The organism is Stenotrophomonas sp. S41 (genome assembly GCF_016624625.1).
Taxonomy (GTDB): domain Bacteria; phylum Pseudomonadota; class Gammaproteobacteria; order Xanthomonadales; family Xanthomonadaceae; genus Stenotrophomonas.
The window spans coordinates 1-21,368 of the sequence record NZ_JACVTV010000003.1 but is presented as its reverse complement, the minus strand read 5'-3'; the positions used below and the strand labels follow the sequence as shown (position 1 = coordinate 21,368).

General features: G+C 70.0%; 22 protein-coding genes. All 22 read left to right on the top strand.

What is annotated here, in order from left to right; all coding sequences use genetic code 11:
- The first annotated feature begins 34 nt into the window (after positions 1–34).
- The 22 genes from IAE56_RS01190 to IAE56_RS01085 all read left to right on the top strand — a co-directional run bounded on the left by IAE56_RS01190 (position 35) and on the right by IAE56_RS01085 (position 21,268).
- The gene (locus IAE56_RS01190; protein ID WP_200751151.1) at positions 35–781 is read left to right on the top strand and encodes a beta-ketoacyl synthase chain length factor; all 747 of its coding nucleotides are present in this window, start codon (positions 35–37) and stop codon (positions 779–781) included.
- Complete coding sequence (locus tag IAE56_RS01185; RefSeq protein WP_200751150.1) at positions 774–1,571, top strand: lysophospholipid acyltransferase family protein; 798 nt, start codon at positions 774–776, stop codon at positions 1,569–1,571. Before IAE56_RS01190 ends, IAE56_RS01185 begins: the two co-directional genes overlap by 8 nt.
- Entirely contained in the window at positions 1,558–1,815 is a 258-nt protein-coding gene (locus IAE56_RS01180) for a phosphopantetheine-binding protein (RefSeq protein WP_005411610.1), read from the top strand. The genes IAE56_RS01185 and IAE56_RS01180 overlap by 14 nt, the downstream gene beginning before the upstream one ends.
- A gap of 16 nt (positions 1,816–1,831) precedes the next feature.
- Positions 1,832–2,089 carry an acyl carrier protein gene (locus tag IAE56_RS01175; RefSeq protein WP_025878014.1) on the top strand — a complete coding sequence of 86 codons (258 nt, stop codon included), beginning with the start codon at positions 1,832–1,834 and terminating at the stop codon, positions 2,087–2,089.
- 22 nt (positions 2,090–2,111) lie between these two features.
- The gene (locus IAE56_RS01170) at positions 2,112–2,663 is read left to right on the top strand and encodes a hypothetical protein (protein ID WP_200751149.1); all 552 of its coding nucleotides are present in this window, start codon (positions 2,112–2,114) and stop codon (positions 2,661–2,663) included.
- On the top strand, positions 2,656–4,338 hold the full coding sequence (locus tag IAE56_RS01165) for an AMP-binding protein (RefSeq protein WP_200751148.1): 1,683 nt from the start codon (positions 2,656–2,658) through the stop codon (positions 4,336–4,338). Before IAE56_RS01170 ends, IAE56_RS01165 begins: the two co-directional genes overlap by 8 nt.
- Entirely contained in the window at positions 4,328–5,098 is a 771-nt protein-coding gene (locus tag IAE56_RS01160) for a glycosyltransferase family 2 protein (RefSeq protein ID WP_108770450.1), read from the top strand. Before IAE56_RS01165 ends, IAE56_RS01160 begins: the two co-directional genes overlap by 11 nt.
- A 1-nt stretch (position 5,099) precedes the next feature.
- A complete protein-coding gene (locus IAE56_RS01155; RefSeq protein ID WP_200751147.1) occupies positions 5,100–6,041 on the top strand; it encodes an acyltransferase in 942 nt (313 codons plus the stop codon).
- The gene (locus IAE56_RS01150; RefSeq protein WP_200751146.1) at positions 6,031–7,581 is read left to right on the top strand and encodes an aromatic amino acid ammonia-lyase; all 1,551 of its coding nucleotides are present in this window, start codon (positions 6,031–6,033) and stop codon (positions 7,579–7,581) included. The genes IAE56_RS01155 and IAE56_RS01150 overlap by 11 nt, the downstream gene beginning before the upstream one ends.
- Positions 7,568–7,999: an acyl-CoA thioesterase gene (locus IAE56_RS01145; RefSeq protein ID WP_108770447.1), complete on the top strand. Its 432-nt coding sequence runs from the start codon at positions 7,568–7,570 to the stop codon at positions 7,997–7,999. The genes IAE56_RS01150 and IAE56_RS01145 overlap by 14 nt, the downstream gene beginning before the upstream one ends.
- 56 nt (positions 8,000–8,055) lie before the next feature.
- Positions 8,056–8,640, top strand: coding sequence for an outer membrane lipoprotein carrier protein LolA (locus tag IAE56_RS01140; RefSeq protein WP_200751202.1), 585 nt, complete (start codon positions 8,056–8,058; stop codon positions 8,638–8,640).
- A gap of 1 nt (position 8,641) precedes the next feature.
- Positions 8,642–10,996: a hypothetical protein gene (locus IAE56_RS01135; RefSeq protein ID WP_200751145.1), complete on the top strand. Its 2,355-nt coding sequence runs from the start codon at positions 8,642–8,644 to the stop codon at positions 10,994–10,996.
- Positions 10,997–11,052: 56 nt separating this feature from the next.
- A complete protein-coding gene (locus IAE56_RS01130; protein ID WP_108770445.1) occupies positions 11,053–12,321 on the top strand; it encodes an NAD(P)/FAD-dependent oxidoreductase in 1,269 nt (422 codons plus the stop codon).
- The gene (locus tag IAE56_RS01125; protein WP_200751144.1) at positions 12,309–12,866 is read left to right on the top strand and encodes a DUF3261 domain-containing protein; all 558 of its coding nucleotides are present in this window, start codon (positions 12,309–12,311) and stop codon (positions 12,864–12,866) included. The genes IAE56_RS01130 and IAE56_RS01125 overlap by 13 nt, the downstream gene beginning before the upstream one ends.
- Positions 12,863–14,053, top strand: a complete 1,191-nt coding sequence (locus IAE56_RS01120; RefSeq protein WP_200751143.1) for a beta-ketoacyl-ACP synthase — start codon at positions 12,863–12,865, stop codon at positions 14,051–14,053. The genes IAE56_RS01125 and IAE56_RS01120 overlap by 4 nt, the downstream gene beginning before the upstream one ends.
- The gene (locus IAE56_RS01115) at positions 14,050–14,508 is read left to right on the top strand and encodes a hotdog family protein (RefSeq protein WP_108770442.1); all 459 of its coding nucleotides are present in this window, start codon (positions 14,050–14,052) and stop codon (positions 14,506–14,508) included. Before IAE56_RS01120 ends, IAE56_RS01115 begins: the two co-directional genes overlap by 4 nt.
- Entirely contained in the window at positions 14,505–15,236 is a 732-nt protein-coding gene (locus IAE56_RS01110) for a 3-ketoacyl-ACP reductase FabG2 (protein WP_200751142.1), read from the top strand. The genes IAE56_RS01115 and IAE56_RS01110 overlap by 4 nt, the downstream gene beginning before the upstream one ends.
- Entirely contained in the window at positions 15,236–16,474 is a 1,239-nt protein-coding gene (locus IAE56_RS01105) for a beta-ketoacyl-ACP synthase (RefSeq protein ID WP_200751141.1), read from the top strand. Before IAE56_RS01110 ends, IAE56_RS01105 begins: the two co-directional genes overlap by 1 nt.
- A gap of 53 nt (positions 16,475–16,527) precedes the next feature.
- A complete protein-coding gene (locus IAE56_RS01100; RefSeq protein WP_108770439.1) occupies positions 16,528–16,968 on the top strand; it encodes an excinuclease ATPase subunit in 441 nt (146 codons plus the stop codon).
- 55 nt (positions 16,969–17,023) lie between these two features.
- Positions 17,024–17,524, top strand: coding sequence for a hypothetical protein (locus IAE56_RS01095; protein WP_159097584.1), 501 nt, complete (start codon positions 17,024–17,026; stop codon positions 17,522–17,524).
- 152 nt (positions 17,525–17,676) lie between these two features.
- Positions 17,677–17,937, top strand: coding sequence for a YcgL domain-containing protein (locus IAE56_RS01090; protein ID WP_150453741.1), 261 nt, complete (start codon positions 17,677–17,679; stop codon positions 17,935–17,937).
- Positions 17,930–21,268, top strand: coding sequence for an ankyrin repeat domain-containing protein (locus IAE56_RS01085; protein WP_200751140.1), 3,339 nt, complete (start codon positions 17,930–17,932; stop codon positions 21,266–21,268). Before IAE56_RS01090 ends, IAE56_RS01085 begins: the two co-directional genes overlap by 8 nt.
- Positions 21,269–21,368 lie beyond the last annotated feature (100 nt).

Here is a 21,368-nt window from a genome sequence, read left to right as displayed (position 1 = left end):
TGCCTGTCTTCCGCCCATCCAAACATCACCGGTAATGATCGAATTTTCCGTTGTCGACTGGGCCGCCTGGGCGCCTGGACTGACAGAACGTAGCCAATGGATGGGCTGGGCCGACGCGCCGTTCCTGCCGCAGGGCGAGGGCACGCCGTCGTTGGCCGAAGTGCCGGCCATGCAGCGCCGCCGCATCGAGCGCCTCGGCCGCATGGCCATCCAGGCCGCGTGCTGGTGTGAAGACGCGCAGGGCGCCGACAGCGACGTGCCGCTGGTGTTCGCCAGCCGCCACGGGGACGTGGCCCGTTCGATGGACCTGCTGGGCTCGCTGGCCGCCTCCGAACCGCTGTCGCCCACTGGTTTCGGCCTGTCGGTGCACAACGCCATCGCCGCGCTCTATTCGATCGCCCGCGGCCACCGCGGCAACTACCTGGCACTGGCCGCCGGCCAGTCCACCGTGGAAACCGCCTGCCTGGAAGCCGCCGGCCTGCTGGCCGATGGCGCCAAGGAAGTGCGGGTAGTGGTATATGAGTCGCCGTTGCCCGACGTTTACGCCGAATTCGCCGACGAACCTGACCCGTTCTTCGCCTGGTGCTGGCGCCTGGCGCCGTCTGGTACGGCCGGCACCGGCCTGCGCCTGGCCTGGGAACCCGCCGCCGATGCGGGCAACACTGCACCGGGCCTGCTGCCGCATGCGCTGGATCTGCACCGCTTCCTGCTGTCATCGGCGGCACCCACACTGGAACACGTGACCCAGGGCCAGCGTTGGTGCTGGAGCCGCCATGGCTGAAGCCCTGCGCCGTCTCGACCACGCCTGGCGGGTATTCGGCACCGGCCTGAGCTTCGCCGCGTTCGGCGTGGGCGGGCTGCTGCTGGGCGTGTTCGTGATGCCGGTGCTGCTGCTGATGCGCGACCCGATCGCGCGCCAGCGGCGGGCGCGGCGGCTGGTGCAGGCGGCGTTTGCCAGCCACGTGTGGCTGATGTGCCGGCTGGGCTTGATGACCCTGCAGGTGGAGGGCCGCGAGCGCCTGCAGCGCGATGGCCTGCTGGTGCTGGCCAACCACCCGACCCTGATCGACGTGGTCTGCCTGATCGCGCTGCTGCCCAACGCCGACTGCGTGGTCAAGCGCGCGGTGGCCTGCAACCCGTTCATGCGTGGCCCGGTCCGCGCCGCCGGCTACATCGCCAATGACGATGGCGCCGGCCTGGTCGATGACTGCGTGGCGGCCGTGCATGCCGGCGGCACCCTGGTCATTTTCCCGGAAGGAACGCGCACCGTGCCGGGGCAGCCGCTGCGGCTGCAGCGCGGTGCCGCCAACATCGCCGTGCGTGGGCGGCTGGACATCACACCGGTGCGTATCAGCTGCACGCCGGCGACGCTGACCAAGGGCCAGAAGTGGTATCGTGTGCCCTCACGTCGTTTTCACGTTCAGCTGCAGATCGGCGAAGATATCGCCATCGCGCCCTTTCTGGACGAAGATGACGCGTCAAGGGGGGATGCCTTGGCGGCCCGTCGCGTCACCGACCACCTCACTCGTTATTTCGACCTGTCTGGAGATCCGACCCGTGCAAGCACTTGAGCACGAGATCAAGGAATTGATCATTTCCTCGCTTTCGCTGGAGGACATCACGCCGGAGGACATCGATCCGACCGCGCCGCTGTTCGTGGAAGGCCTTGGCCTCGATTCGATCGACGCCCTGGAACTGGGCCTGGCCCTGCAGAAGAAGTACGGTGTCAGCCTCTCGGCCGACTCGGAAGAAACCCGTCGCCATTTCTCCAGCGTGCGCGCGCTCGGCGAGTTCGTCGCCGCCCGCCAGTCGTAAGGCGCCAGGAACTGCCATGACCAAGAATGAACTCTTCGAGCGCATCGTCCGCATCCTGACCGACAGCTTCGAGATCGAACCTGCCCGGATCAGCCCGGAGTCGCGCCTGTATGACGATCTGGACATCGACAGCATCGATGCCGTCGACCTGATCGTGCAGCTCAAGCCGCTGCTGGGCCGCAACCTGCAGCCGGAAGCCTTCAAGGCCGTGCGCACCGTGCAGGACATCGTCGATGTCGTGCATGGTCTGCTGCCTGGCCAGGCAGCCGCCTGACCGCAGCCAGGGAATCCCGACCATGGCACGTGCACGCATGGTCGTGGTGGCAGCGCTTTCGCTCGCCTATCCGGTGCTGGTCTACGTGGCCATGGGCCGCTTCGAGCCACGCTGGCTGTCGCTGCTGCTGTTCGGCCTGGCCCTGCTGCGTGCGCTGAGCACCCGGCAACCGCTGTGGTGGGCCGCCGCGGCCGGTGCCGGCCTGCTGGCCGGGCTGGCCACCGTGCTCAACCAGGCCCTGCCGCTGAAGCTGTACCCGGCGCTGGTGAACGTGGTGATGCTGGCGGTGTTCGCCACCAGCCTGCGTTTCGGCCCGCCGCTGGTGGAGCGCCTGGCGCGCCTGCAGGAGCCGGACCTGCCGGACTTCGCGGTAGCCTATACCCGTCGCGTCACCCAGGTGTGGTGCGGCTTTTTTGTTCTCAACGGTGGCCTGGCCCTGTTCACCGCGCTGTACGCGTCGGACCGGGTCTGGATGCTCTACAACGGATTGTTGGCGTACGTGATGATGGGAGTGTTGTTCGCAGGCGAATGGCTGGTGCGGCGTCGGGTCAAGGCGGCCCATGCCCATGGCTGACTGGATCGCCCTGGACCGGTTGCTGGTCGACGCGCAGCCCGGCCGTGATGTCGGCCTCTGCGAAGGCGTCGCCCTGGATCACAGCGCCTTCCGCCTGCGCGCGCTGGCCTGGCGTGATGCGTTCGCCGCCGCCGAAGGCCGCGACTGGGCGCTGTATTTCGACGATGCGATTGCCTTCGCCGCGGCCCTGTTCGGTGCCTGGCACGCCGGCAAGCGCGTGTTCCTCGCCGCCGACAACCTGCCGGCCACGCTGCAGGCGCTGCAGCCGCAGGTCAGTGGCTTCGCCGGCGATGTCTCGGCTGATTACCGCCCGTTGACGCCGGCCGTGGCGGCCGACGGTGTGCTGCAGGTGCTGGACGAGCGCGCCTGCGAACTGTGCGTGTTCACCTCCGGCAGCACCGGCCAGCCCAGCGCGATCAACAAGCGCATGGACCAGCTGACGCGCGAAGTCGATGCGCTGCAGGCCGCCTTCGGCGCCCGGCTCGACGGCGTGCAGGTGCACGGCACGGTCTCGCACCAGCACATCTACGGCCTGCTGTTCCGCGTGCTGTGGCCGCTGGCGGCGGGCCGCCAGATCCAGCCACGGCGCTTCTTCCATGAAGACCTGGTCGGCACCCTGGCCGCCGCAGACAGCGTGCTGGTGGCGACCCCCGCACACCTGAAGCGCCTGCCCGAACAGCTGGACTGGGCCAGCCTGCACGGCCGCCTGCGCGCGGTGTTCTCCTCCGGCGGCCCGCTGCCGGAAGAGGCCGCGCGGCAGGTGCGGCAGTGGCTGGGCGTGGCCCCCACCGAGGTGTACGGCAGCAGCGAGACCGGCGGCATCGCCTGGCGCCGCTGGGAGACCGACATGCCACCGTGGCAGCCGCTGCCGGGCGTCCAGTGGCGCATCGATGACGGCTGCCTCGCGGTGGCCTCGGCGCACCTGGACAGCAGTGACTGGTGGCGCACCCAGGACCGCGTGGAGGCACTGGCCGATGGCCGCTTCCGCCTGCTCGGCCGCGCCGACCGCATCGTCAAGATCGAAGAACGCCGGGTCTCGCTGGACGCGCTGGAACGCGCGCTGCGCGATGACCCGGACGTGGAGGACGTGCGCGTGCTGGTGCTGTCCGGCCAGCGCGAACAGCTGGCGGCGGTGGTGGTGCCGGCCGATCCGGCGCAGGTGACCGCCGGCGATGCCGCGCGCCGTGCCTTCGGCCTGCGCCTCGGCGCGCGGCTGGCGCAGGGCCACGATGCGGTCACCCGCCCGCGCCGCTGGCGGCTGGTCGAAGCGCTGCCCATCAACGCGCAGGGCAAGGTCACCCAGGCCGCGCTGGCGGCGTTGTTCCAGCCGCTGATGCCGGTGCCGCAGTGGGACCATCGCGGCGCAACGGCCGCGACCCTGCGTGTCACCCTGGATGCCTCGCTGCGCGCGTTCCAGGGACACTTCCCGCAGGCGGCGATCCTGCCTGGCGTGGCCCAGCTGGACTGGGCGGTGCGCTTCGCCCGCCAGGCCTTCGCGCTGCCGCGCGGTTTCGTGCGGATGGATGCGGTGAAGTTCCAGCGCGTGGCCCGCCCCGGCGACGAACTGACCCTGCAGCTGGACTGGGATGCCGAACGCGGCGTGCTGACGTTCCGCTACACCTCCCTGCATGGCACGCACGCCAGCGGCAAGGTGGTCCTGACCGATGCGCGCTGACGCCGTGGTGGCCGGTGGCGCCTTCGCGCCGCTGGTGGTCATTCCCGTGTACGACCATGAGCATGCCATCGGCGCCGTGGTGGACGGCGTGCAGGCCGCCGGCCTGCCATGCCTGCTGGTCGACGATGGCTCGCGTGCATCGTGCGCCGAGGTGCTGCAGGTGCTGGCGCAACGCGATGGGGTCGACCTGCTGCGGCTGGACGTGAACCAGGGCAAGGGTGGGGCGATGCTGGCCGGCTTCGCCGAAGCCGCGCGCCGCGGCCACAGCCACGTGCTGCAGATCGATGCCGACGGCCAGCACGATACGGGCGACCTGCCGCGTTTCATCGCCGCCGCACGGGCGCGGCCGGACGCCGTCATCTGCGGCATTCCCGCCTACGATGCCAGCGTGCCCAAGGCGCGGCTGTATGGCCGCTATGCCACCCATGTCTGGGTCTGGATCAACACGCTGTCGCTGCACCTGCGCGACACCATGTGCGGCTTCCGGGTCTACCCGCTGCCGCCGGTGCTGCGCCTGATCGGTGAGGAAACCATCGGCCGGCGCATGGATTTCGATACCGAAGTGATGGTGCGGCTGTACTGGCGGCAGCTGCCGGTGGAGCACCTGGCCACCCGCGTGACCTATCCGGCCGACGGCGTTTCGCACTTCGACGTGTGGCGCGACAACGTGCGCATCAGCCGCATGCACACCCGCCTGTTCTTCGGCATGCTGCCGCGCGCGCCGCGCCTGCTGTGGCGCCGCCTGCAGGGGCAGGGTTGAGATGAGCCGCGCGCACGACGCACCGCACTGGGCCGACATCGGCGAATCCACCTCGGTGGCCGGCGTGCTGTTCCTGTGCTGGGTGCACCGCTGGTTCGGGCGTTGGCCGTTCCGCCTGTGCGTGTGGCCGGTGGTGGTCTGCCACTGGCTGGGCAACCGGGTCGGCCGCCGCGCCTCGCTGCAGTACCTGCAGCGGCTGCAGGCGCATACCGGCGCGCTCGGCCATGCGCCGGGCTGGCGTGACAGCCTGCGCCATTTCTTCAGCTTCGCCGACACGATGCTGGACAAGATCCTCGGCCTCGGCGGCCGTTACCCGCCCGAGCGCATCCACCTGCAGCGCGACCTGGTGCTGGGCAAGATCGCGCGCCGCGAAGGCGGCCTGATCCTGACCGCGCACATCGGCTGCCTGGAACTGTGCCAGGTGCTGGCCGAGCAGGTGCCCGGGTTCCGCATCACCGTGCTGGTGCACACCGCGCACGCGCAGCGCTTCAACCGCCTGTTGCAGCGGCTGGATCCGCTGGCCGCGGTGGAACTGGTGCAGGTGACCGAGATGGGCCCGGCCACGGCGGTGATGCTGGCCGAGAAAGTCGCCTCCGGCGGCTTCGTCGCCATTGTCGGCGACCGCGTGCCGGTGCAGGGCGGGCGCAGCGTGATGGCCGATTTCCTCGGCCACCGTGCGCCGTTCCCGATCGGTGCCTATGTGCTGGCGTCCGCGTTGGCGTGCCCGGTCTACACGATGTCCTGCCTGCACGAAGGCGATGGCTATCGCGTGGCCTTCGAACTCTTTGCCGACCGCGTGGTACTGCCGCGTGGTTCGCGTGACGCCGCACTGGCTGAACAGGCGCAGCGCTTCGCACGCTGGCTGGAACTCCAGGTCATCCAGTCCCCGCTGGACTGGTTCAACTTCTTCCCCTTCTGGGACCAGGCTCCTCATGACGATTGACGCCGTACCCGTGTGCCGTTTCGGCGATGCACCGCTGACCATCGAAGACGTGGTTGCCCTGGCCCAGCGCCAGTGCGACGCCGCCCTGAGCGAGGCCCCGGCCTTCCGCGCGCATATCCAGCGCGGCGCCGATTTCCTCGACCGCCTGCTGCGCGAGGACGGGGTGATCTATGGCGTGACCACCGGCTACGGCGATTCGTGCACGGTGAACATTCCGCCGGCGCTGGTGGCCGAGCTGCCGCACCATCTCTACACCTACCATGGCTGCGGCCTGGGCCGTTACCTGGACCCGGCCGAGACCCGTGCCGTGCTGGCCGCGCGCCTGGCCTCGCTGGTGCGCGGCATGTCCGGTGTCAGCGTGCAGCTGCTGGAAGGCCTGGCCACCCTGCTGCAGCACGACGTGCTGCCGCTGATCCCGGCCGAAGGCTCGGTGGGCGCCAGTGGTGACCTGACCCCGCTGTCCTACGTGGCCGCCGTGCTGTGTGGCGAACGCGAGGTGCTGTTCGAAGGCCAGGTGCAGCCGGCCGGCCCGGTGCTGGCGAAGATCGGCATGGTTCCGCTGAAGCTGCGGCCGAAGGAAGGCCTGGCGATCATGAACGGAACCGCGGTGATGACCGGCCTGGCCTGCCTGGCCTGGCAGCGTGCCGATTACCTGGCCCGCATGGCCACCCGCCTGACCGCGTTCAACGTGCTGTCCAGCGACGGCAACGCGCATCACTTCGATGAGACCCTGTTCGCCGCCAAGCCGCACCCGGGCCAGGGCCGCATCGCCGCGCGCCTGCGCAGCGACCTGCACAGCGAGCGCCCGCCGCGCAACGAACAGCGCCTGCAGGACCGCTATTCGCTGCGCTGCGCGCCGCACGTGATCGGCGTGCTGGAAGACAGCCTGCCGTTCCTGCGCCAGCTGATCGAAACCGAACTGAACAGCGCCAACGACAACCCGCTGATCGATGCCGACGGCGAACGCATCCTGCACGGTGGCCACTTCTACGGCGGCCACATCGCGCTGGCGATGGACACCCTGAAGAACACCGTGGCCAACGTTGCCGACCTGCTCGACCGGCAGCTGGCGCTGGTGGTCGATGCCCGCTACAACCACGGCCTGCCGGCCAACCTGTCGGCGGCCACCGGCCCGCGCGCGGCCATCAACCATGGCCTGAAGGCGCTGCAGATCAGCGTCTCCGCGTGGACTGCCGAGGCGCTGAAGCAGACCATGCCGGCCAGCGTGTTCTCGCGTTCGACCGAATGCCACAACCAGGACAAGGTCAGCATGGGCACCATCGCCGCGCGCGACTGCCTGCGCGTGATCGAACTGACCGAACAGGTGGTGGCCGCGATGCTGATCGCCGCACGCCAGGGCCTGGCCCTGCGCGAACGGGTTGGCCTGAACGCGCAGCTGCATGGCAGTCTGGCCGACATGTACGCCGACCTGGGGCAGCGCATCGCTCTGGTCGAAGAAGACCGCGCGCTGGATCGCGAACTGCGGGAACTGCTGGTGGAGATCCGCGCGCAACGCTGGGAGCTGTATGTCGGTGAATGAAGCAATCGAACTGGTCGGCGAGATCTCGCTGTCCCCGGCCTTCCATGACTGCGACCCGATGAACGTGGTCTGGCATGGCAACTACTTCAAGTACTTCGAGATCGCACGCTGCGCGCTGCTCAGCCGCTACGACTACGACTACCCGCAGATGCTCGAATCGGGCTACCTGTGGCCGGTGGTCGACGCGCGGGTGAAGTACGTGCGCCCGCTGTTGTTCAACCAGGCGCTGCGCGTGGTCTCGCGCATCGTCGAATGGGAGAACCGGCTGAAGATCGAATACGAAATCATCGATGCGGAAAGCGGCCAGGTGCTGACCCGTGCGATGACCATCCAGGTCGCGGTGGACGCGGCCAGCAAGGAAATGCTGTACCAGTGCCCGCCGGTGCTGTGGCAGCGTCTTGGAGTGCCTGCCCCGTGAATGCTTTCGTCCCGTCCCTGCGCACGGTACTCCCGCGCGCGCTGCTGTGCGCGCTGATGCTTGCCGCTGCGCCGCTGGTGCAGGCGGCCGATGCCGCCGTCGATGCGATCACCCAGGCAGTGGCGCGGCCCGACGTGCTGCGTGGCCAGTTCACCCAGGAAAAGCAGGTCAGCGGCTTCAAGAACCCGCTGCGCTCGCAGGGCCAGTTCGTGGTCGCGCGCCAGCACGGCGTGATCTGGACCACGCTCAAGCCGTTCCCGTCCGAAGTGGTGGTCACCGCCGACCGCATCCTCAGCCGCCAGCGTGATGGCAGCACCCGCGTCGAACTGGATGCGCGCCAGCAGCCGGCGATGCGCTCGGTCAACGCCATCATGTTCGCGCTGATGAGCGGCGACGTGCAGGCGCTGTCCAGCCAGTTCAACGTGCAGGCCAGCCGCGAAGGGCGGGGCTGGCGGCTGAAGCTGACCCCGAAGTCGGCGATGCTGGCCAAGGCCTTCGAATCGCTGACCCTGCAGGGCGACCGCTACGTGCGCCAGGTGGAGATCGTGGAGGCCAACAAGGACCGCACGCAGATCCAGTTCAGCGCGTTGAGCGAAGCGCCGGCCAGCCTGTCCGCCGACGAGGCGCGCCGTTTTGACTGATATGTCGACTGGCACCGCAGGGAAGGGGTCGGAGCGCCTGCGCCGCTGGTGGCATTGGCTGGGCATTGCCTGGCTGCTGGTGCTGCTGGTGATGGGCGCGCAGCAATGGCGCCTGTGGAGCCAGGAATCGCGGATCGACACCGACATCCTCGCCCTGCTGCCGCAGGATGCGCACGACCGCCTGCTGAGTGATGTCACCCGGCGCATCGCCGATGGCAGCTCGCGCCAGGTGGTGGTGCTGCTGGGCAGTACCGATGGCGCTGCCGCCAAACGCGCGCAGGCCGCCTTCGCCAAGGCCATGGCCAGCGATGCCGACAGCGGTCTGCTGGTGCCCAGCGGTTCCATCGAAGGCTGGTTCGATGAAGCGCGCGCGTTCTACGCGCCGTATCGCGACCGCCTGCTGACCCCGGCCCAGCGCGAACAGCTGCAGCAGGCCGAGCCGGGCGCGCTGGCCGAACAGGCGCTGGGCGCGCTGTATGGCCCGATGGGTGCACCGCGTCTGACCGATTGGCGGCAGGACCCGCTGTCGCTGTGGCCCCAATGGTGGCAGCAGCAGGCACAGGGCTCCGGCCTGCGCCTGGGCGACGATGGCCTGCTCGAAGCCGAGGGCAAGCACTGGGCCGCGCTGCAGTTCGATACGCCCGGCTCGGCTTTCCAGCTCGATGGCGAGCGCCATATCGACGGCCTGCTTGAACGCGCCGGCCAGGCCGCCAAGGCCGCCGCCGCGGACCTGGAGATCCTGCATGCCGGCGTGCCGCTGCATGCCGAGGCGGCCGCCGTGCAGGCCAACCAGGAAATCAACACGATCGGCTGGGGCTCGCTGGCGGCGGTGCTGCTGCTGGTCTGGCTCGCGTTCCGTTCGCTGCGGCCGATCCTGCTGGTGGCCGCGTCGCTGCTGATCGGCTGCGGCGTGGCGCTGGCGGTGACCGTGCTGGTGTTCGGCAAGGTGCACGTGCTGACCCTGGTATTCGGCGCGTCGCTGGTCGGCGTGGCCGAGGATTACGGCATCCACTGGTTCGCGTCTCGCCAGGCCGAGCCGGCCGACCGTCGCTGGAAGCTGCTCAAGCACCTGCTGCCGGGCCTGTGGCTGGCCTTGGTGACCAGCGCGCTGGCTTATCTGGCACTGGGCCTGGCCCCGTTCCCGGGCCTGCGGCAGATGGCGCTGTTCTCGGTGGTCGGCCTTGCCGGTGCCTTCCTGACGGTGATCTTCTGGTTCCCGTGGCTGGACGGTGGCGAGATCCGCCAGACCCGTTTCTCGCAGTGGCTGGGCAACACCCTGGAACGCTTCCCGCGCCTGCATGGCACGCGCCCGGTCACCGTCTTCATCGTCGCCACGCTGGCGCTGTCGGCCATCGGCATCGTGCGCCTGCAGAGCAACGACGACCTGCGCAGCCTGCAGTCCTCGCCGCCGGCGCTGATGGCCGAACAGATCCGCCTCAGCCAGCTGCTGGGCATGCCCAGCCCGGCGCAGTTCTACCTTGTGCAGGGCGCCGACGCGGCGCAGCTGCTGGAACGCGAAGAAGCGCTGACCGGACGCCTGCGTGCGCTGGCCAGCGACAAGCGCATCGGTGGCTACCGCGCGATCAGCGACTGGCTGCCGTCGCCGGCGCGCCAGCAGGCCGATGCCGCGCTGACCGCGAAGGTGGAGCCGGGCGTGCTGTCGGCGGTCTCTGAAGCCGTGGGCGAGCCGTTGCCGCGGCCGGACTTCGCGGCGTCGCCGCTGACCGCCGAAACCTTCCTTGCCTCGCCAGCCTCCAAGCCGTTCCGCCACCTGTGGGTGGGTGCAGTGGGTGGGCAGATGGTCAGCGTGGTGATGGTCGATGACCTCTCGCGTGCCGATGCGCTGGCCACCCTGCAGGGCGCGGCCGAGGGCCTGCCCGGCGTGCGCTGGGTCGACCGCACGGCCGACTTCTCCAAGCTGCTGGGCCACTACCGCAAGCTGATGGGCGGGCTGCTGCTGGTCGGCATCGCGCTGGTGTTCGGCGCGCTGTGGCTGCGTTACCGCCGCCAGGCCTGGCGCGTGTTCGCTCCGACCCTGATCGCCGGTGCGCTCACCCTCGGCCTGCTCGGCCTGTTCGGCCAGCCGCTGCAGCTGTTCAACGTGCTGGCGCTGATGCTGCTGCTGGGCATGGGCATCGACTACGGCATCTTCCTGATCGAGCACCGCGGCGATGCCAGTGCCTGGCTGGCGGTGTGCGTGGGCGCGGCCAGCACCTGGCTGTCGTTCGGCCTGCTGGGCCTGTCGCAGACGCCGGCGCTGCGCGCGTTCGGCCTCACCCTGCTGTTCGGCATCGGCCTGGTCTGGCTGATCTCGCCGCTGTTCCGCCCGCCGCCGCACGACTTGCCGCCGGCCTGACCGCGCTGTACTGCACGCCCTTCCTTTCCACCTGATCGAGCAACAAGGACGCACCGATGAATACTGCCGTGGATGCAACTGCCCAACCGACCGACGTCGAACGTACTGAAATCCTGATCATCGGCGCCGGCCCGGCCGGCTCGGTCGCCGCGGCGATGCTGCGCCAGCAGGGCCGCCAGGTGCTGATGCTGGAGCGCCAGCAGTTCCCGCGCTTCTCGATCGGCGAGAGCCTGCTGCCGCAGAGCATGGAGTACATCGAGGCGGCCGGCCTGCTGCAGGACGTGGTGGAAGCCGGTTTCCAGCACAAGAACGGCGCGGCCTTCGTCCACGGCGAGGCGCGTACCGCCTTCGATTTCCGCAGGAAGTTCTCGCCGGGCTGGGGTACCACCTACCAGGTGCAGCGCGCCGACTTCGACAACGTACTGGCCCGCGGTGCCGAGCGCATGGGCACCACCCTGCGCTTCGGCGATGAAGTGCTGGCGGTGGAAGCCGGCGAGCACCCGGCGGTGAACGTGCGCCGTCCCGACGGCAGCGAGTACCGCATCGAAGCCGATTTCATCCTCGATGCCTCCGGTTTCGCGCGCCTGCTGCCGCGCCTGCTCAACCTGGAATCGCCGTCCAACTTCCCGGTGCGCGGTGCGATCTTCTGCCACGTGCGCGACAACATTCCGGCCGAAGCGGATTTCGACCGCAACAAGATCCTCATCACCACCCACCCCGAGCACATCGACGTCTGGTACTGGACGATTCCGTTCTCCAACGGCTGCTGCTCGCTGGGCGTGGTCGCCGAGCCGTCGTTCTTCGAACGCTACGAGGGCGACGACCTGCAGAAGCTGCAGGCCATCGTCGGCGAGGACCCGAACCTGACCGGCCTGCTGGCCAATGCCGAATGGGCCGTGCTGCCGGTGCGCCGCATCACCGGCTATTCGGCCAACGTCAGCTCGCTGTGGGGCCCGGGCTACGCGCTGCTGGGCAACGCCGGTGAATTCCTCGACCCGGTGTTCTCCTCCGGCGTGACCATCGCCTTCAAGTCGGCACAGCTGGCCAGCGAATGCCTGAAGCGCCGCTACGCCGGTGAAACCGTCGACTGGGAAAACGAGTTCTCCATTCCGCTGCGCGCCGGCGTGAAGACCTTCCGCCGCTTCGTCGAAAGCTGGTACGAAGGCGGTTTCCAGAAGATCATCTACCACCCCGACCAGCAGCCGGAAGTGCGCGACATGATCAGCTCCATCCTGGCCGGTTACGCCTGGGACACCAACAACCCCTACGTGGCCGACCCCAACGGTCGCCGCATGCGCGTGCTGGAGCAGCTGTGCAGCGCCTGATCGTCCGTTTCAGCGCGGTGCTGCTGTGCCTGCTGCTGGCCGCCTGTGCCAGCCGCATGCCGCGCCCGCTGGTTGAACTGCCGCCGCTGCGCCTGTCGCCGGCCAGCCTGCCGGCGCCGTTGGCGTTGCAGCAGCAGCTGCATTTCCGCTTCGGCAGTCATGAACGCGATCTCGATGCGCTGCTGGAAGCGGATGCGCAGCAGGTGCAGCTGGCCGTGCAGGCGATGGGCCAGACCGGCGTGCGCCTGCAGTGGGACGGCAAACAGCTGACCCAGCAGCGCGCGCCCTGGCTGCCGCCGCAGGTGCGTGCCGAGCGCGTGCTGGACGACCTGCAGTTCGCGCTGTGGCCGACCGAAGCGATTGCCAAGGCGCTGCCGGCCGGTTGGCAGGTGGCCGACGATGGCCACCAGCGCAGCCTCTCGCGCGATGGCCAGGTGTGGCTGCAGCTGCAGCGCCTGGACGATGGCAGCGTGCAGCTGGACAACCGCGCCGAGGGCTACACCCTGCGCATCGAATCGATCGACATGGCCGGGCAGGATAAATGACCGCAGCGATTTACCTGAACGACCTGGGCGTGGTCTGCGCGCTCGGCGAAGGCCGCGCGGCCGTGGCCGCAGCCCTCTTTGCCGACGCACCGGGCGGCCTCAGCGACAACGACACCCTGCTGCCGGGCCAGACTCTGGCGCTGGGCGAAGTGCGCACGCCGCTGCCGGCGCTGGACGACCTGCCGGTGGCCCTGCGTGGCCGCAACAACGCGCTGCTGGACGCGGCGCTGGCGCAGATCGCGCCGTCGGTGCAGGCCGCCATCGCCCGCTACGGCGCGCAGCGGGTGGCGGTGGTGCTGGGCACCAGCACCTCGGGCATCGGTGAATCCGAGCAGGCCCTGCGTACCCGCGCCGAGACCGGTGAGTGGCCGCAGGGCTTCGACTACGCACAGCAGGAAATGGGCACCGCCGCGCAGTTCGTGCGCCAGCGCAGCGGTGCGCTGGGCCCGGCCTGGACGCTGTCCACCGCCTGTTCCTCCAGTGCCAAGGCGTTGATGTCGGCCGCGCGCATGCTGCGCGCCGGCATCGTCGATGCGGTCATCGCCGGTGGTGCCGATTCGCTGTGCCGCTTCACCGTGGCCGGCTTCAGCGCGCTCGAGTCGGTATCCGCGCTGCGCTGCAATCCGTTCTCGCAGCACCGCTGTGGCATCAACATCGGCGAAGGTGCCGCGCTGTTCCTGCTGACCCGCGACGCCGGCCCGGTGCAGCTGGCCGGCTGGGGCGAATCGGCCGATGCCCACCACATGTCCGCGCCCGACCCGAAGGGCCTGGGGGCGATCGACGCCCTGCAGCAGGCGCTGCAGCGTGCCGGCTGGGATGCAGGCGACGTGGATTACGTGAACCTGCACGGCACCGCCACCGGCCACAACGATGCGATGGAAAGCGTGGCCGTGGCCCAGGTGCTGGGCACCACGGTGCCGGCCAGCTCGACCAAGCCGCTGACCGGCCACACCCTCGGCGCCTCCGGTGCGATCGAGGCGGCCGTGTGCTGGATCCTGCTGGCCGAGAATCCCGGCCACCGGCTGCCGACGCACTGGTGGGATGGCAGCGCGGATCCGGCCCTGCCGGCATTGCCGCTGGTCGCCCCGGGCGCGCGCCTGGACCGGGCGCCGCAGCGGGTGCTGAGCAATTCCTTCGCCTTCGGCGGCAGCAATGCCGTGCTGGCACTGCAGGGGGTGGCCGCATGAGCCTGCCCCTGTTCGCGATCGAAGACGTGGTGCCGCACCGCCAGGACATGTGCCTGCTGGAGCGCATCGTGCGCTGGGACCAGGACAGCATCGAGGCCGAGCTGGTGGTGCCCGCCGCAGGGCTGTTCATCGAGGACGGCGGCGTGCCGGCCTGGGTCGGCATCGAATACATGGCGCAGGCCATCGCGGCCTGGGCCGGCTGCCGTGCCCGCGTGGCCGGCAACCCGCCGCAGCTGGGCTTCCTGCTCGGCAGCCGGCGCTACACCAGCCCGCGCAGCAGCTTCCCCAGCGGCAGTGTGCTTCGCGTACACGCGCGCTGCGAGCTGTTGGGTGACAATGGGCTAGGGATGTTCGCCTGCCGGATCCTGGCAGGCGATGAAGAATGGGCGGTCGCCAACGTGTCGGTGTTCGAACCGGCCGACTCGATGGCATATCTGGAGAGTGGACAGGCATGACAGGGAATCGAAGCGTGCTGGTGACCGGCGCCAGCCGGGGCATCGGCCGGGCCATTGCGCTGCGTATCGCGCGCGACGGCTTCGACGTGGTGGTGCATTGCCGCAGCCGCGTGGAGGAAGCACAGGCCGTGGTGGCCGAGATCCAGGCACTGGGCCAGCAGGCCCGCGTGCTGGCCTTCGACGTGGCCGACCGGGCAGCCGCGCGTGCGGCGCTGGAAGCGGACGTGGAAGCGCATGGCGCCTGTTACGGCGTGGTCTGCAATGCCGGCATCGCCCGTGATGGCGCCTTCCCGGCGCTGTCCGAGGACGACTGGGACCAGGTCATCCACACCAACCTGGATGGCTTCTACAACGTGCTGCACCCGCTGATCATGCCGATGGTGCGGCGGCGCAAGCCGGGCCGCATCGTCACCCTGTCCTCGGTGTCCGGCGTGGCCGGCAACCGCGGCCAGGTCAACTACAGTGCGGCCAAGGCCGGCATCATCGGTGCCACCAAGGCGCTGGCGCTGGAACTGGCCAGCCGCCAGATCACCGTCAACTGCGTGGCCCCGGGCCTGATCGAGACCGACATGCTGAACGAAGAAGTGGTCGACCATGCGCTGAAGCTGATCCCCGTCGGCCGCGTCGGCCGTCCGGAGGAAGTGGCCGCCACCGTCGCCTTCCTGCTGTCCGAGCCGGCCGGCTACATCACCCGCCAGGTCATCTCGGTGAACGGGGGCATGATCTGATGGCCGCCGATCGTCGCGTGGTGGTCACCGGTGCCGCCGCCATCAGTCCGCTCGGCCATGACTGGCCGACCATCGAGGCGCACCTGCGCAGCTGCCGCAATGCGGTGCGCACGATGCCCGAATGGGATGTCTACGCCGGCCTGAACACCAAGCTGGCCGCACCGGCGCAGGACTATGACCTGCCGCCGAACTACAACCGCAAGACCACCCGCTCGATGGGCAAGGTCGCCATCATGTCGGTGCGCGCTACCGAAGTGGCGCTGCGCGAAGCCGGCCTGTTCGAGCACCCGGTGCTGCGCAGCGGCCGTGCCGGCGTGGCCTACGGCTCGTCCTCGGGCAGCCATGAAGCCACCGGCGAATTCGGCCGCATGCTGCACGAGTTCACCACCGACGGCATCAGCGCGACCACCTACCTGAAGATGATGAGCCATACCGCGCCGGTCAACATCGGCGTGTTCTTCGGCCTGTCCGGGCGGGTCTACACCACTTCCAGCGCCTGCACCTCGGGCAGCCAGGGCGTGGGCGCCGGCTACGAAGCGATCCGCAGCGGCAAGCAGACGGTGATGGTGGCTGGTGGTGCCGAGCAGCTCGACGCCACCGCCGCGGCGGTGTTCGACACCCTGTTCGCCACCAGCACGCGCAACGATGCACCGCAGACCACCCCACGCCCGTTCGATGCCGGCCGCGATGGCCTGGTGCTGGGCGAGGGCGCCTGTACGCTGATCCTTGAAGACCTGGAACACGCACAGGCCCGCGGCGCGACGATCCTCGCCGAGATCGTCGGCTACGGCACCAACAGCGACGGCCAGCACGTCACCCAGCCCAGCGCCGACACCATGGCCCAGGCCATGCGCCTGGCGCTGGAGGATGCCGGCCTGCAGCCGTCGCAGATCGATTACGTGAACGCCCACGGCACCGCCACCGACCACGGTGACATCGCCGAGACCCAGGCCACCGCCCAGGTCTTCGGCAACCGCATGCCGATCAGCTCGCTGAAGAGCTACGTCGGCCACATGCTGGGGGCCTGCGGCGCGTTCGAAGCCTGGATGAGCATCGAGATGATGCGCGCCGGCTGGTTCGCCCCGACCCTCAACCTGGGCGAGGTCGACCCGCGTTGCGGCCAGCTCGATTTCATCACCGGACAGGGCCGCGAACTGCAGGCCGAGTACGTGATGAGCAACAATTTCGCCTTCGGTGGCATCAACACCTCGCTGGTGTTCCGCCGCTGGAGCGAATGATCCACCGCCCCACACCGCGCTCCACCCCGCACCCCGAACAAGGAGAAGTTTCGATGCGTCGTACCCTGATGATCGCCACGGCCACCGCACTGCTGGCCCTGACCACCACCGCCTCGGCCCGCGACACCCGCGTCGAGCAGTCCCTGCGCGAGCTGGTCAGCTCGCAGGCCGCCAAGGATGCCGGCATCGACGGCAGCGTGCGCTTCTACCTGGCCGGCCAGCCGGTCAGCGTGCAGCAGCGCCTGGGCGAGGACGTGACCAACAAGAAGACCAACGCCGCCAACAAGAGCGACGAGGAAGCCTGCCGCTGGGTGGCCCTGTCGGCGCTGCGCGCGCTGCAGGATGGCGCCAAGTCGCGCGGCGCCAATGCCGTGGTCGACATCGTCAGCTACTACAAGAAGAACGAGTTCAAGAGCGCGACCAATTACGAGTGCTACGCCGGCGCGATCCTGGCGGGTGTGGCGCTGAAAGGCACCTACGCCAAGGTAAAGTAAGCATTGCCGTAGTCCCCGGCGGTGTGCCGGGGACGCGGTCTACAGGGGGAACACCATGAAGTCGATCCACGCCGCTGCCCTGGCAGCGGTTTTTTTGTGCGTGCCCGCGCTCCAGGCGCAGGCCGCCGGCACACCCATCCTCATCACCGCCGACGTGCCGTACCGCGAGGGCGTGGGTGGCGAACTGATCCGCGACGAATGCCACTTCGGCCAGTACCTCAGCCAGAGCATCGTGCGCCATGCCGATGGCGCGGTGGTGGTGGGTGACAGCGAGGACGGCGCCGGCCGCAACCTGCACCTGGTGGTGACCAAGGCGCACGCTGCGGGCGGCGGTGCCATTTCCGGGCCGAAGTGGGGCCGCATCTATGGCGAGCTGAAGGAGGACGGGAAGGTGGTCGGCAACTTCACCCTGAAGCGCTCGACCAACCGGCCATTCACCTTCCGCGCCTGCACCACGCTGGAGCAGATTGCCGATGCGCTGGGCGGCGACGTGGTGCGCTGGCTGCAGGCGCCCACCTTCGATCCGCAGCTGACCGAAGAGGTCGCGGCCAACTGAGGCCGGTGGCGGCAGGCTGAACGCCGCCGCCACATTGCTGAACCCCACGCGGGAAACGCCGTCGATCGCGCCGCCATCGTCGCTTGACGGCTTTCCCCGGTGTCGGCTTTCCGACACAATCATGGCTCTTCCCGGGTTATCGTCCCGCGGACATGCACGCCTACGTCTATAAAAGCCAACTCAAGCCGGACACCTACGTCTATCTCGCCCGTCGTGATGATTTCAGCGCGCTGCCTGCGCCGCTGGTCACCTCGCTGGGTGCGCTGTCGTTCGTCCTCGAAGTGACCCTGGATGCGCAGCGCCGGCTGGCCCAGGCCGACCCGGACAAGGTCCGCAGCGAGCTGACCGAGCGGGGTTTCTACCTGCAGGTGCCGCCGTCGGTGACCAGCATGATGCGGCGCCACTATGACTGAGCTGTCGCGCCCACGCGCACTGTCGATCGCCTTCGTCCTCGGCGCCGTGCTGGCGCTGGCCTCGGTCGTGGGTGGGCTGCCCGGTGCCGTGCTTGCCGCACTGGCGCAGCCGGCGTTCGCGCTGGGCGTGTCGTGGTGGCGGCGCAGCCGCACGCTGCAGGCTCCGAAGCTGATCGCGCGGCAGGAACTGCCGGCGCTGGCGGTGCTGTGGGCCGTGGCCCCGGCAGGCCTGGCGCTGCTGCTGGCATGGCCGCTGGCGGCGCTGCGTGACAGCGGCAGCCTGGCCGCCGTGCTCGGCCTGAGCGTGCTGGTCAGTGCCGGCCTGCTGGCCGCATGGCGTACCTGGCCGTTGTGGAACGATGTCGAACGCCTCGATGGCAGCCTCGCCCAGCATTGGCAGGCCCTGGCCGGGCGTGACCTGACCGCCTGGCGTGGCCTGCTGGTGGCGGCGATCGTGGTCGCCCTGGCCGCGCTGATCGTGCTGCCGGCCTGGCCGGGCCTGTTGCCGGAAGGCGCCGGTTGGCCTGCCGCACTGGCCACGCTGGTGCTGTCGCCGGTCCTGCACCTGCTGCTGCAGCGGGTGGCGCCGGCGCCGATGGTCAGCCTGCGCAGCACCGCCCAGGACCTGCCCAGCGGCGATGCCGAAGCCCTGTTCAACGCCGCCGCCGAAAGCACGCCGCTGGAAGCGATGGCACCGCAGGAACTGACCCCGGCGCTGTACGAAGCCGCGCGCCATGGCCGCATCGACCGCGCGCTGCAGCTGCTGCAGGCCGGTGCCGATCCGCATGCGCTGCCGGACCCGAACTGGCGCGACCAGCGCAGCCTGGCCGTGCTCGCCGCCGTGCTGCCCGATCTGCGCCTGCTGCGCGAGCTGATAGGTCGCGGCGTTGACGTGAATGCCCCGCACCGTGGCATGACCCCGCTGCTGGCCGCCACGCGCGACAGCTGGCATGGCCGCCCCGAAGCGGTGATGACCCTGCTGGCCAACGGCGCCGATTCGCGCGCCATGGACAGCGATGGGAACACCCCGCTGCACCACGCCGCGCGCAGTTCCGACCCGGGCGTGGCCGCGCTGCTGCGCGATGCCGCCGCCGAGGTGGATGCGCTCAACACCGAAGGCTGGTCGCCGCTGGCGGTGGCCTGCCAGGTCGGCAACTGGCGCCTGGCCCGCTTCCTGCTCGAACGCGGTGCGCGCAGCGAACCCAGCGAAGGCACTCCGGTGCTGCTGGCCGCCGCCGCCACCGAGGACGACGATCCGGCCGGCGTGCAGCTGCTGCTCAAGCACAAGGCGCGCGCCGATGCGCGCGACCGCCAGCGTCGCAGTGCACTGCACGAAGCCGCCCTGGCCGGCCATGTCGAGATCATCGGCGTGCTGCTGGGTGCTGGCGCCAACCTGGAAGCGCGCGATGCGCTGGGCCGCACGCCGTGGCTGGAAGCCGCGCGCGCCGGTCGCGCCGCCGTCATCGAGCACCTGCTGCCGCACAAGCCCGACCTGGTGGCGGTCGATGGTGAAGGCCGCAACGCGGTGCTGCTGGCCGCGATGGCCGAGGATGTCTCGCCGCTGCTGGTCAAGCGCCTGGTCGACCTGGGCATCGCTGCCGATGCCAGCGATCCGCTCGGCCGTCGTGCGGTGGACTACGCCGCCGAAGCCGGGCGCTGGGCGATCGTGGCCCTGCTGGATCCGTCCTACCCGCTGCCGGCTGCGGTCAGCGATGGCCTGGCCGAACGCGGTGAAGCCGCCAGCGCCAGCGGCCTGCTGCCCGACCGTCCGCCGTTGACCCTGCTGCGCGAAGCGCTGGGCTTCGGCAATACCGAAGGCATGGCCGCGCTGGCCAGGCTGTGCCAGCCGGAAGAGCTGGGCGGCCTGCTGCTGGACCCGGAGCTGGCGCTGGAACCGCGCGCGGTCGACTGGCTGCTGGGCCATGGCGCCGACCCGTACGTGCGCGACGCCTGTGCCGACACCCCCATGTTCGCCCTGCTGTCGCGTGGCATCGACGCGGTGCCGGCGCTGCAGGTGATGCTGCAGCGTGGCCTGTCGCCGGCTGGCCGCGGTGGCCTCGCGCGCTTCCTTGCCGCCTGCGCGCAGCACGACCAGGCCGCGCGCGGCCTGGAACAGCTGGCGCTGGAACTGCTTGAACGCGGCGCCGATCCATTCGCCGCTTCGCCGGCCGGTGATCCGCCGCTGTCGCTGGCGGTGCGCCTGGGCTGGCTGCGCCTGCAGCAGGCCCTGCTCAATGCCGGTGTCGATCGCGAAGCCCGCGACAGCCACGGTATGACCGCCCTGCACCTGGCCACCGCGCTGGCCCGCGAAGGCGCGCTGAAGCTGCTGGTGCAGCACGGTGCATCGCCGGAAGCGCGTGCCGCCGATGGCCAGACCCCGCTGGGCGTGGCGCTGTCGATCGGCCGCCGCGACCTGGCCGACTGGCTGGATTGGCGGGTGTGGCCGCTGCCGCGCCGCACCCTGCGCGAAAGCGACCTGCCGGCCGCCGCCATGGCTGGCGACGTGGATGCCGTGCGCCGCTTGAACGACCTGGGCTTTGCCATCGACGCCGTCGATGCGCAGGGCTGCACCGCGCTGCTGCGTGCGGCCGGCGGTGGCCATCTGGCGGTGGTCGACCTGCTGCTGGCGCGTGGCGCCGATCCGCAGCACGGCGCGGCCAGTGGCGCGACCCCGCTGTCGGCGGCGGTCAGCATGCGCCAGGTGGATATCGTCTCGGCCCTGCTCGATGCCGGCGCCCAGCTGGAACACCGCCTGCCGGGCGGAGTGACCGTGCTGATGCTGGCCTCGGCGCTGGGCCTGCCGGACATCGTCGCGCGCCTGCTCACCGCCGGTGCCGATGTGCACGCCGGCGATGCGCAGCAGCTGGGCCCGCTGCACTGCGCGGCGCTGTACGGCTTCAGCGCCCGCGACCGTTCGCGCCTGCTGGCCCTGCTGGATACGCTGCTGCTGGCCGGCGCCGAGCCCGACCTGGCCGCGGCCGGTTCGGTCACGCCGTTGCTGCTGCTGCTGGGTGCACGCGCCGAGCCGGGCACCGCCTGCGACGAACAGGTGGTGATGGCTGCAGTGGAGCGCCTGCTGGATGAGGACGTGAGCCTGGACGTGCGTGACCCGCGCGGCTTCGGCCCGCTGCACCTGGCCGCCCTGCACGGGCTGCCGCTGCTGGTGCAGCGCCTGCTGCGCGCCGGTGCGGATCCGGAAGTACGCGACAGCCTCAACCGCAGCCCGCGCGAGATCGCGGTCATGCGCGGCTTTATCGACGTGGCCGGCGAATTCGAACCGCGCGTGCCGGGCGTATCCTCGATGGCCCGGTTCCTGCGCGACAACGGCTGAGAACCGCCGGGCATGGCCCGGCGCTACCCCTGCGGGTGGCGATGTCCGGTAGCGGCGGGGGGGGGCCGGCGGGCGGGGGGGGGGGGGGGGCCCGGGGGGG